The sequence below is a fragment of the Catellatospora sp. NPDC049609 genome, assembly GCF_040675365.1.
In the GTDB taxonomy this organism is placed as follows: Bacteria; Actinomycetota; Actinomycetes; order Mycobacteriales; family Micromonosporaceae; genus Catellatospora.
Genome location: NZ_JBFAOU010000107.1, coordinates 16,739 through 26,517, shown reverse-complemented (window position 1 = coordinate 26,517; position 9,779 = coordinate 16,739). Strand labels below are relative to the sequence as shown.

Annotated in this window: 11 protein-coding genes and 1 pseudogene; 7 read left to right on the top strand and 5 right to left on the bottom strand. The window is 76.4% G+C overall.

Annotated features, from left to right (window positions below; translation table 11 throughout):
- The 3 genes and pseudogenes from AB0J67_RS25885 to AB0J67_RS25875 form a co-directional block, all read right to left on the bottom strand.
- Positions 1-238 (bottom strand): annotated as a pseudogene (locus tag AB0J67_RS25885) (hypothetical protein); the annotation flags it as partial.
- Positions 239-254: 16 nt separating this feature from the next.
- Entirely contained in the window at positions 255-788 is a 534-nt protein-coding gene (locus AB0J67_RS25880; protein WP_363486047.1) for a sigma-70 family RNA polymerase sigma factor, read from the bottom strand.
- 91 nt (positions 789-879) lie between these two features.
- Positions 880-1,686 carry a GNAT family N-acetyltransferase gene (locus tag AB0J67_RS25875; protein WP_363486045.1) on the bottom strand — a complete coding sequence of 269 codons (807 nt, stop codon included), beginning with the start codon at positions 1,684-1,686 and terminating at the stop codon, positions 880-882.
- A 100-nt stretch (positions 1,687-1,786) separates the two neighbouring features.
- On the opposite strand from AB0J67_RS25875, the gene AB0J67_RS25870 reads away from it, so the two are divergent.
- The 5 genes from AB0J67_RS25870 (at position 1,787) to AB0J67_RS25850 (ending at position 6,068) form a co-directional block, all read left to right on the top strand.
- Positions 1,787-2,365, top strand: coding sequence for a cysteine hydrolase family protein (locus AB0J67_RS25870; protein ID WP_363486044.1), 579 nt, complete (start codon positions 1,787-1,789; stop codon positions 2,363-2,365).
- The gene (locus AB0J67_RS25865; protein ID WP_363486043.1) at positions 2,362-3,264 is read left to right on the top strand and encodes a DJ-1/PfpI family protein; all 903 of its coding nucleotides are present in this window, start codon (positions 2,362-2,364) and stop codon (positions 3,262-3,264) included. Before AB0J67_RS25870 ends, AB0J67_RS25865 begins: the two co-directional genes overlap by 4 nt.
- Before the next feature lie 124 nt (positions 3,265-3,388).
- Positions 3,389-3,925, top strand: a complete 537-nt coding sequence (locus AB0J67_RS25860) for a PadR family transcriptional regulator (protein ID WP_363486042.1) — start codon at positions 3,389-3,391, stop codon at positions 3,923-3,925.
- The gene (locus AB0J67_RS25855; protein ID WP_363486041.1) at positions 3,922-4,617 is read left to right on the top strand and encodes an ABC transporter ATP-binding protein; all 696 of its coding nucleotides are present in this window, start codon (positions 3,922-3,924) and stop codon (positions 4,615-4,617) included. The genes AB0J67_RS25860 and AB0J67_RS25855 overlap by 4 nt, the downstream gene beginning before the upstream one ends.
- On the top strand, positions 4,614-6,068 hold the full coding sequence (locus AB0J67_RS25850; RefSeq protein ID WP_363486040.1) for an FtsX-like permease family protein: 1,455 nt from the start codon (positions 4,614-4,616) through the stop codon (positions 6,066-6,068). Before AB0J67_RS25855 ends, AB0J67_RS25850 begins: the two co-directional genes overlap by 4 nt.
- Positions 6,069-6,117: 49 nt before the next feature.
- Here the strand turns inward: AB0J67_RS25850 and AB0J67_RS25845 are convergent, their stop codons facing one another.
- Positions 6,118-6,603: a hypothetical protein gene (locus AB0J67_RS25845; protein WP_363486039.1), complete on the bottom strand. Its 486-nt coding sequence runs from the start codon at positions 6,601-6,603 to the stop codon at positions 6,118-6,120.
- Positions 6,604-6,782: 179 nt separating this feature from the next.
- On the opposite strand from AB0J67_RS25845, the gene AB0J67_RS25840 reads away from it, so the two are divergent.
- A complete protein-coding gene (locus AB0J67_RS25840; protein ID WP_363486038.1) occupies positions 6,783-7,250 on the top strand; it encodes a YbaK/EbsC family protein in 468 nt (155 codons plus the stop codon).
- A gap of 197 nt (positions 7,251-7,447) precedes the next feature.
- Here the strand turns inward: AB0J67_RS25840 and AB0J67_RS25835 are convergent, their stop codons facing one another.
- Entirely contained in the window at positions 7,448-8,848 is a 1,401-nt protein-coding gene (locus AB0J67_RS25835) for a PLP-dependent aminotransferase family protein (protein ID WP_363486037.1), read from the bottom strand.
- On the opposite strand from AB0J67_RS25835, the gene AB0J67_RS25830 reads away from it, so the two are divergent.
- Positions 8,847-9,779 carry a DMT family transporter gene (locus AB0J67_RS25830; protein ID WP_363486036.1) on the top strand — a complete coding sequence of 311 codons (933 nt, stop codon included), beginning with the start codon at positions 8,847-8,849 and terminating at the stop codon, positions 9,777-9,779. The genes AB0J67_RS25835 and AB0J67_RS25830 overlap by 2 nt on opposite strands.

Sequence of the window (9,779 nt, the reverse complement as noted above, 5' to 3'; positions counted from 1 at the left end):
GGCCGGCCAGGCCGCGGCTCGTCGAACAACCCGTCGAGCCTGTCGGCGACGAACCGCGCGCACGGCGGCCGGTCCGGACCGGAGGCCGGCGGCGGGCGGCGGCGGGCCGGTCCGCGTCGGGTCGGGCGGCAGCGGCGGCGATCAGGTCGGCGGCGGACAGCCGTGGCGGCGCGACGTCGCGCCCGCGGGCCGGGTCGGCGGGTCCGAGCAGCGTGCGGATGTTCTTGGTGCCGAGCATGTCTGTTCCTCTCAGGTCAGATCCGGACGGGGGCGACGCGGGACGGCGAGGGCCGGGCCGGCGTACGCAGCGCGGCGGTGAGCCGGCGGCGGGCCCGGTACAGGCGGACCGCGGCGGTGCCCCGGCTGCAGCCCAGGGCAGTGGCCAGTTCGGCGAGGGAGAGGCCCTCCCAGCCGACCAGGCGCAGCACCTCCTGGTCGGGTTCGGTGAGGCCGGCCAGCGCGGCGCGCAGGTCGAGCAGGCCGATCACCGCGTCGGCGCCGGGGACCGGCAGCGGGTCGGTGTCGAGCAGCGGGAGCGGCGCAGGCCGGCTCCGGCCGGCCCGGCGGTGGTTGGCGAGCAGCCGGCGGGCCACCCCGTAGAGCCAGGGCAGGCTGGGTTCGGGCACCTCCTCCCGACGCCGCCAGGCGACGACGAACACCTCCTGGGCGAGTTCGCCGGCGGCGTCCGGGTCGGCCAGCCGGCGCAGCCCGTAGCGGACGACGTCCGGATGGTGCAGCTGGTAGACGGCGGTGAACCAGCTCTCCCCCCGTTGACCGGAAGGACTCATGGGATCTCCTCGTCGAAGTACGACCGGGTCACCCTGTCTATGTCGGCGGGGCGCGGCAGATTACCGCGAGCGTGGCACGGCACGCGCGCCGCTAGCCCAGGTCGGGGTGGGGCAGGTAGCGGTCCAGGGCGATCGGGTCGCCGCCGCTGGACAGGAACACGTCCATGTCGGCGATGGTGAACCCAGCCTCCAGCAGCAGCGGCAGCAGCGGGTTCGGGCCGAGCACGGACAGCGCCGCCGTGCCCACGGAGCGGTGCCGGACCAGCGCCGCCAGCACGGCGTCCGCGCAGGCCCGGGTGGTCTGCCCGCCCGCCGGGCCGAGCAGCACCCGGTCGCCGAGCGAGCGCACGACCGCGTACCCGTCGCCGGTGCGGTGCACGCTCACCCCGGGCAGGGCGGCGTACCAGGCGAGGTCGGCGTCGCGGCGGCCGCCGGCGGCGTCGGTGTCCAGGGCGGCGACCTCGCCCGCGGCGACCGGGACGGCGTCGATGCCCCGGTCGGGCAGCGCGGCCAGCGGCCCGCGCAGGTAGAGCAGGGGGCAGACGGGGCGCATGCCCTGCCGGATGTAGAGCGCCACGGCCCGCGGGTCGGACGAGGCGAACGTGACCCGCGGCGCGTCGGCGGGCAGCAGCCGGGCCAGCAGCGCCCGGCCCAGGCCCGCGGACTGGTGCTCGGGCAGCACGAACAGGTCAGCCAGGTGGGTCAGGCCGCCGCGCAGGAACGTGGCGCCGAAGCCGACCGGCTCGGCACCGGCGAAGCCCGCCAGCAGGCGGCCGTTGGCCAGCTCGCGGTCGAGGTAGTCGGGGCGCCGCGGCCACTGCGCGAGGTTGCCGAACCGCCGCGCGACGGCGCGTACCCCGGCCAGGTCCTGCGGCGCGGCCTGCCGCACGGTGTACACGCCGGGCAGCCTAACCGACCGGCGTGCGGTGACCGGATCGTTCCGGCGCGAGGCATGATGGTGCCTTCTGCCAGGGCGGGAACGGGGTGAGGATCGAGTCATGCGAAACGCTCTGATCGTCATCGACGTACAGGAATCGTTCCGGCAGCGGCCGCTGTGGCAGCTGGTCGACAACCCGGACATCGTCGCCCGGGTCGACCGGCTGGTGCGGGCCGCGCGGGCCAAGGGCGACCTGGTGGTATGGGTGCTGCACGCCGAGCCCGGCAGCAAGGGCGTGTTCGACCCGCAATCCGGCCACGTCCGGCTCATCGACGGGCTGGTCCCGGCCGACGGCGAGCCGGTGCTGACCAAGACCTCCCACAACGCGTTCACCACCACCAACCTGCAGCAGCTGCTCACCGCGGCGGGCATCCGCGAGCTGACCGTGTGCGGCATCCGCACCGAGCAGTGCGTGGAGACCACCACCCGGGTCGGCAGCGACCTCGGCTACGACGTGACGTTCGTGGTCGACGCGTGCGCGACGTTCCCGATCCCGCACCGCGACCTGCCGTCGGACGTCTCCAACGAGCAGCTGCTGGCCGACCCGCGCACGCTGCCCGCCGCCGAGGTGACCCGGCGCACCGAGTACGCCCTGGCCGGCCGGTTCGCGACCATCCGGACGGTGGCCGAGCTGGCATGACCGAGGTCGTCTTCCTGCTCGTCCCGCAGCTGCACCTGCTGGACCTGGCCGGCCCGGCGCAGGTGTTCTCCACCGCCGCCGACCACGGCCACGGGTACCGGCTGCACTTCGTGGCCGAGCAGGAGGACGTGCCCACCGCGCAGGGCCTGCCGGTGCGGGCCCGGCTGGACTGGCCCACGCTCGGGCCCGACGACCTGGTCGTGGTGCCGGGCTGGCGCTCGCCGCGGCTGCGCGCCAACGGCCACCTGGGTGCGGCGACCCTGGCCCGGCTGGCCGAGCACCACGCCCGGGGCGGCACGGTGGCCAGCGTCTGCGCGGGCGCCGACGCGCTCGGCCGGGCCGGGCTGCTGGCCGGGCGCCGCTGCACCACCCACCACGACCTGCAGGACGAGCTGGCCGCCCGCTATCCGGCGGCGCGGGTGGTGCGCGACGTGCTCTACACCGTCGACGACCGGGTGGTGACCTCGGCCGGCATCGCCAGCGGCATCGACCTGGCGCTGCACCTGGTCGCGATGCGGCACGGCCCGGCCGCCGCGGCGCGCACCGCCCGCGCGATGGTCGTCTACGCCCGCCGCAACGGCGACGAGCAGCAGGCCAGCGCGATGCTGCGGCACCGGGCGCACCTGTCCGACGCGGTGCACCGGGTGCAGGACGAGATCGACGCCCGCTTCACCGAGCGCCTGCCCCTGCCCGCGCTCGCCGCCTCCGCGGGCGTCAGCCCTCGCACCCTCACCCGCCTGTTCACCGCCGCCACCCAGCTGACCCCCCTGCGCTACCAGCAGGAACTGCGCCGCGAACGCGCCGAGCACCTCATCGGCCACGGCAGCACCGTCGAAGCCGCCGCCCGCGCCGTCGGCTTCGAGGACGCCCGCATGCTCCGCCGCCTCCGCGCCACCTGACCGCCCCCGCCCCGCCCTGTCGATCATGAACTTGCGGACGTGCTCGGCGCGTGTCGCCACCCTGCCACCGTGATCGAAAATGGACCCTTGACGGAAGCTATTCACCGAGTGAATAGTATGGCCCATGTCAGCGTCCTACGTGCTTCTCGGGCTGCTGGCGCGGGGCCCCCGGCACGGCTACGAGCTGAAACACGCCTATGACCAGCGGCTGCCCCGCGCCAAGCCGCTCGCGTTCGGGCAGGTCTACAGCACCCTGAGTCGGCTCGAACGCGACGGCCTGGTCACCCAGGCGGGCCAGGACCAGGCCGGCGGGCCCGAGCGCACCGCGTTCGCCATCACCGACGACGGCCGCACCGCGCTCGACCGCTGGCTGGCCGAGGTCGAGGCCCCCGCCCCGTACGTCGCCAGCGCACTGCTCAGCAAGGTCGTCGTCGCCCTGCTGGTCGCCGACCCCGCCCGCGCCACCGCGTACCTCGGCGCGCAGCAGCAGGCCCACACCGCCCGGATGCGCGAGCTCACCCGGCTCAAGTCCGAGCAGGACCTCACCATCGGCGACCTCATCGCCGTCGACCACGCCCTCGCCCACCTCGACGCGGACCTGCGGTGGCTGCAGACAGCCCTGCACCGCGTCGCCGCACTGCACCGGGAGGTGCACTCATGAGCCCGATCCTGACCGCCCGTGACCTGACCAAGACCTTCGGCGCCCAGCCCGCGCTGCGCGGCGTCGACCTCGACCTGCACGAAGGCGAGATCGTCGCCGTCCGCGGCCGCAGCGGCTGCGGCAAGTCCACCCTGCTGCACTGCCTGTCCGGCGTGCTGCGCCCCGACGGCGGCGAGGTGGCCTTCCGCGGCGAGCGCATCGACGACACCTCCGAGGCGTATCGCAGCGAGCTGCGCCGCACGAGGTTCGGCGTGCTCCTACAGCACGGCCACCTGATCTCCGAGCTGACCTCGGTGGAGAACGTGGCGCTGCCGCTGATGCTCGGCGGCGGCTCGCGGCGGGCCGCGCTGGCGGCGGCCGGAAGCTGGCTGGCCCGGCTCGGCGTCGCGGAGGCCGCCGAGCAGACGCCCGGCCGGCTGTCCGGCGGCCAGCTGCAGCGCGTCGCCCTGGCCCGCGCCATGGTCACCCAGCCCGCGGTGCTGTTCGCCGACGAGCCCACCGGCGCGCTGGACTCCCTCGCCGGCGAGCTGGTCATGAAGCTGCTCACCCGCACCGCCCGCGAGCAGGGCACCACCGTCGTCGTGGTGACCCACGACGCGACCATCGCCGCGTACGCCGAGCGCGAGATCGTGCTGCGCGACGGCGAGGTGGACCCGACCGGGCTGGGCGTGGCGATCGGGGCGCTGGCATGAGGCCGTCGCTGCTGCTGCGGCTCGCGCTGGCCGGCACGCGTACCGACCGGTTGCGGGTCGTGCTCACCGGGCTGACCGCGGCGCTGGCCGCGGCGGTGCTGCTGACCGCCGCGACGGTGCTGGCCATCGTGCCCGACGACCCCGACTACCAGGTGCTGTTCTTCGACGACCCGACGATGCGCCAGGCCGTCGCCGCCATGCTCACCCTGCTGTGCCTGCCCGTGCTGGCGCTGGCCGCGCAGGCGGGCCGGGTCGGCGCGCCCGCCCGGCACCGGCGGCTGGCCGCACTGCGGCTGGCCGGCGCGACCCCCGGCCAGGTCACCGCGATAGCGGCGGCCGAGACCGGGGTGGCGGCGGGCCTCGGCGGGCTGCTCGGGCTGGCCCTGTTCCGGCTCGCCCAGGGCGCGCTGCACCGGCGCAACGGGGCCGGGGTGCTCTGGCTGCCCACCGACGTGCGCCCCGGCCCGCTGGGGCTGCTGCTCGTGCTCGCCGGGCTGCCCGTGGCGTCGGCGCTGCTCGCCGCGCTGCTGCTGCGCGGCCTGCACGGCTCCCCCCTCGGGGTGGCCGCCCGCGCCACCACCCCGGCGGCGCCGCGGATGTGGCCGCTGCTGCTGATCGGCCTCGGCGTGGCCGTCTTCGGGTACCTGGCCACCGGCACCGTGTACTGGCCGGACGGGCTGGTGGTCGGTGCGGTCGGCGCCGCGGCGGTGGCGGGCGGGCTGGTGCTCGGCATGGCCTGGCTCAGCGACCGCGCCGGCCGGCTGCTGCACCGGTTCGGCCGCGGCCCGGCGGCGCTGCTGGCCGCCGGGCGCCTGCGGGCCGACCCGTGGACCGGCAGCCGCACCGTCGGCGTGCTGATCGTCTGCGCGGTGCTGACCGGCACCGTGCTGGGTCTGCGCGAGCATCTCGGCACGGAGATGGTCGCGCAGCGGCTCAGCCAGGGCCTCGCCCCCGGCGCTCCGCTGCCCTGGGACCAGAGCCGCGACTACCTCTTCAGCATGGTCAAGCTGCTGTCCGCCGGGGTCGGCGGCGCCGCCGCGCTGGCGGCCGCGGGTCTGCTGGTGGCGCTGCTGGAAGCCGTCGCGGCCCGCCGCCGGGCCTTCGCCGCGCTCACCGCCACCGGGGTGACCCGCGGGGTGCTGACCCGCGCCCTGCTGTGGCAGGCGCTCGCGCCCGTCGCGGCGGTCGTGCCCGCCGCGATCCTGCTCGGTGCGGTGCTGGCCCGGCTGGTGCTGCCCGAGATCACCGTGACCACGGTGACCGGGTGCCAACCCGCCGACTGCTCCGACCTGGTGATGCGCTCGCCGGCGCGCACGCTGACCTGGCTGGTCGACCCCGTCGATTACGCCGCCGCGAGCCTGGCCGGTCTGGCCCTGGTGGCGCTGCTGGCGGCCGCCGCCGCGGCGACCCTGCGCGGTCGCACCGACCTGGCGGCGCTGCGCACCGGCTGAGCCCGGCGCGGGCCGCACCGTCACGGTGCGGTGCGGCCCGCGGCAGGCGTCACGGCGCCAGGCAGGCGGCCAGCTCGGAGTGGTCGTACATCCAGAAGCCGTAGAACCCGATGTTCACCCACCGGTTCACATGCCAGTAGCGGTAGTCGTTCTCGATGTAGAACCCGGGGAACGTGACCAGCGGCGCGAGGGCCAGCCGGGTGCCGGCGTACTGGTAGGCGCCCGCCGACGCCGTGCCGCAGCGCTCGCCGCCGGTGGCGGAGACGGCCAGGTCGGCCGACGAGACGATGGTGTCGCCGTCGCACTTGACGACGTAGCTGCGCCGGTAGTGGTTGCTGAAGGCGTCGGCCACCTGCCAGTAGCGGTGGCTGCCGGTCGAGCCGACCAGCCAGTAGGTGTCGCTGGTGCCCGAGCGGCTGTAGCTGCCCACCGCCGAGCAGGCCAGCGGGTCCGGCGCGGCGTGCGCGGCGGCCGGGACGACGAGCACGGATGCCACGGCCGCGAGCGCGGCGACGAACGCGAGCCTGAGTCTCATGTACCGCAAGGTAGGACCGCCGGCGGCGCCGGCACACCTGCGCGACGCCTTACCGACAGCCCGCGCCCGGCTGCGGGTCGGCGTGCGCGGCCGGCGCCCCGCGGAGCCGGGCGCGATGCGCGGGCAGGGCCGGTCCCGATCCGGGAGCCCTTCGCGTACTGCGAGGTAGGGTGCGAGCCATGACCGCAGCGCTGGACGCCCTCGCCGCCGCCGGACTGGCTCACCGCGTGATCCGGCACGGGCCGGTGCGCAGCCTCGCCGAGGCGGCGGCCGCGCGCGGGGTCGAGATCCCCGACGTGGTCAAGACGATCGTGGTCCGGCGCGGCGACGACGACCACCTGTTCGTGCTGGTCCCCGGCGGGCGCGTGATCTCCTGGCCGAAGCTGCGGGCGCTGCTCGGCGTGTCCCGGCTGTCCATGCCGGACGCCACCGACGCCAAGGACGCCACCGGGTACGAGCGCGGCACGATCACGCCGTACGGGTCGCGCAAGCCGTGGCCGGTCATCGCCGACGAGCGGCTGCGCGGCCGCGAGATCACCCTCGGCGCGGGCGAGCACGGCCTCGCCGTCGCGGTCGACGCCGACACCGCCGTGACCGGCCTGGCCGGCACCTGGGCCGACGTCACCGACCCCGAACCCGAGCGCTGACCCCGCCCCACCTCGGCCCGGCAGTGTGCACCCGCGGCGGGGCGACTCTTACGGAGTAGCGGCTCGCCCGGCCGCAGACGCCGCGAGTCTTTCGGCGTCGCGTACGGCTCGGTCGCCGCTCGCGGCCCAGGTGAGCGGGGGGTGGGTGAAGAAGGTGCCCTTCCTCTACGCATAGCGTTAAGAAGGTGCCCTTCCTTTCATGGCTTTGTTTGGTGGAGGGTGCGGGCGAGGCGGGTGACGGCCTCGCCGATGAGGTCGGGTGGGGATGCGGCGTAGGTGAGGCGCAGGTGGGGGGCCGGGGGTTCGGCGGCGTACCAGGGGCGGCCGGGGAAGACGGTGACGCCCTCGGCGGCGGCCTCGGCGGCCAGGGCGGTGTCGTCGGTGCCGTCGGGCAGGCGTACCCACAGGTGCAGGCCGCCGCGCGGGACGTGCTGCGGGACCAGGTCCGGCAGGTGGCGGCGCAGGGCCGACAGCAGGGCCTCGCGGCGCTCGCGCAGGGCGGTGCGCAGCGCGCGGCGGTGGCGCGGCCAGGCGGGGGCGGTCACGAACTCCAGGGCCGCCTGCTGCAGCGGACCGGCCACGAAGAAGTCGTCGAGCAGCCGGGCGGCGCGCAGCCGCGCCCCGGCCGGGCCGCGCGCGCCGAGCGCGGCCACCCGCAGGCCGGGCGCGGTCGACTTGGTCAGCGAGCGCAGGTACACCACGTGCCCGCCGGGGTCGTCCGCGGCCAGCGGCGGCGGCGCCTCGCCGTCGATGGTCAGGTCGCGGGCGTAGTCGTCCTCCAGCAGGAACGCGCCCGCGGCCCGCACCGCGTCGAGGACCTCGGCGCGGCGGTGCCCGGCGAGCGTGGCCCCGTGCGGGTTGGCGTACAGCGGCTGGCAGTAGAACAGCCGCGCGCCGGTGCGGGCGAACGCCGCGGCGAGCTGGTCCGGGCGTACGCCGTCGGCGTCGGCGGGCACCGGCACCACCCGCAGCCCGGCCGCCCGCGCCGCGGCAAGCGCGCCGAGGTACGTCGGCGACTCGACGAGCAGCGTGTCGCCGGGCGGGGCCAGCGCCCGCAGCGCGGTGGACAGCGCGGCCTGGCCGCCGGGGCAGATCACCATGTCGTCGGCGCGCAGCCCGCCCCCGGCCTGCCGGGCGAACCAGGCGCGCAGGTCCGCGCGGCCCTCGACCGGGCCGCGCTGCCAGGCGGCGGGCTGGCGGGCGGCGCGGGTGAGCGCGGCGCCGAGCGCGGCGGCCGGTTGCAGGTCGGCGTCGAGGTACCCGCCGGACAGCGGGATCGCCCCGGCGGGCGGTAACGCCAGTAACGCCTGCAGCTCCCGCTCGCCGGGCAGCGCCGGGCCGAGCGCGACGGTCTGCCAGGACAGGTCGGGCGCCCGCCGCTGCTCCGGGGCGGCCGCGACGAACGTGCCCCGGCCGGGCCTGGCCTCGATCAGGCCCTGCGCCACCAGCTGCCGGATCGCCTCGGCGACGGTGACCGGCGAGGCCTGGTGCCGGGCGGTCAGCTCGCGCACCGACGGCAGCCGCGTGCCAGGCCCCGCGCCCGCGGCCAGCACCCGCAGATCTTGGATAACGCGGTCGGTTGCGTTACCGTAATTCATGAGAGCCAAGGGTAACGCTACTCACCCCGGAACGGTAACGGCGGTCGGCGGGTTCGCGCTCGGGGCGCTGGGGGTGCTCGCGTTCAGCATGTCGCTGCCCGCCACCCGCGTCGCCGTGCAGCAGCTCGACCCGTGGTTCACGGCGTTCGGCCGGGCCGTCGGGGCCGCGCTGCTGGCCTGGGCATACCTGCGCCTGACCGGCGCACCCCGGCCCACCCGCGCCCAGTGGCGGCGGCTGGCCGTGGTCGCGGCCGGGGTCGTCGTCGGCTTCCCCGTGTTCACGTCGCTGGCGCTGACCACGCAAACCTCCGCGCACGGCGCCGTCGTCGTCGCCGTGCTGCCCGCGATGACCGCCGTGTTCGCGGTGCTGCGCGCCGGCGAGCGCCCGCCGCCGCTGTTCTGGGCCGCCGGGGCGGCCGGGCTGCTGGCCGTGCTCGGGTTCCTCGTCGCGGGCGGCGCGGTGCGCGGCTCGCTGGGCGTCGCCGACCTGTTCCTGCTCGCCGCGGTGGTGCTGTGCGGGCTCGGGTACGCCGAGGGCGGCGCGCTGGCCCGCGAGCTGGGCGGCGCCCGTACCATCTGCTGGGCGCTGCTGGTGTCGCTGCCGGTCACCGTGCCGGTCACGCTGCTGGCCGCGGCGGCCCACCCGCCGCGCGCCGACGCGGCCGGCTGGCTCGCGTTCGGCTACCTCACCGCGGTCTCCATGTTCCTGGGCTTCTTCGCCTGGTACGCGGGCCTGGCCCGGGGCGGGATCGCCCGGGTGGGCCAGATCCAGCTCGCGCAGCCGGTGCTGACGATGGCATGGTCGGCACTGCTGCTGGGCGAGGCGGTCACCCCCGCCTCGGCCGGTGCGGCGCTGGTCGTGCTCGCCTGCGTGGTGGCGATCCAGCGCACCCGGCAACCCGCGCCCGCGCCCGCTCCCGGAAAGGCCTGA

Coding starts and splice junctions, on each gene's coding strand:
- AB0J67_RS25845 (WP_363486039.1), bottom strand. CDS start 6,603: ATGAGACTCAGGCTCGCGTTCGTCGCCGCGCTCGCGGCCGTGGCATCC.
- AB0J67_RS25850 (WP_363486040.1), top strand. CDS start 4,614: ATGAGGCCGTCGCTGCTGCTGCGGCTCGCGCTGGCCGGCACGCGTACC.
- AB0J67_RS25855 (WP_363486041.1), top strand. CDS start 3,922: ATGAGCCCGATCCTGACCGCCCGTGACCTGACCAAGACCTTCGGCGCC.
- AB0J67_RS25860 (WP_363486042.1), top strand. CDS start 3,389: ATGTCAGCGTCCTACGTGCTTCTCGGGCTGCTGGCGCGGGGCCCCCGG.
- AB0J67_RS25880 (WP_363486047.1), bottom strand. CDS start 788: ATGAGTCCTTCCGGTCAACGGGGGGAGAGCTGGTTCACCGCCGTCTAC.
- AB0J67_RS25830 (WP_363486036.1), top strand. CDS start 8,847: ATGAGAGCCAAGGGTAACGCTACTCACCCCGGAACGGTAACGGCGGTC.
- AB0J67_RS25835 (WP_363486037.1), bottom strand. CDS start 8,848: ATGAATTACGGTAACGCAACCGACCGCGTTATCCAAGATCTGCGGGTG.
- AB0J67_RS25865 (WP_363486043.1), top strand. CDS start 2,362: ATGACCGAGGTCGTCTTCCTGCTCGTCCCGCAGCTGCACCTGCTGGAC.
- AB0J67_RS25840 (WP_363486038.1), top strand. CDS start 6,783: ATGACCGCAGCGCTGGACGCCCTCGCCGCCGCCGGACTGGCTCACCGC.
- AB0J67_RS25870 (WP_363486044.1), top strand. CDS start 1,787: ATGCGAAACGCTCTGATCGTCATCGACGTACAGGAATCGTTCCGGCAG.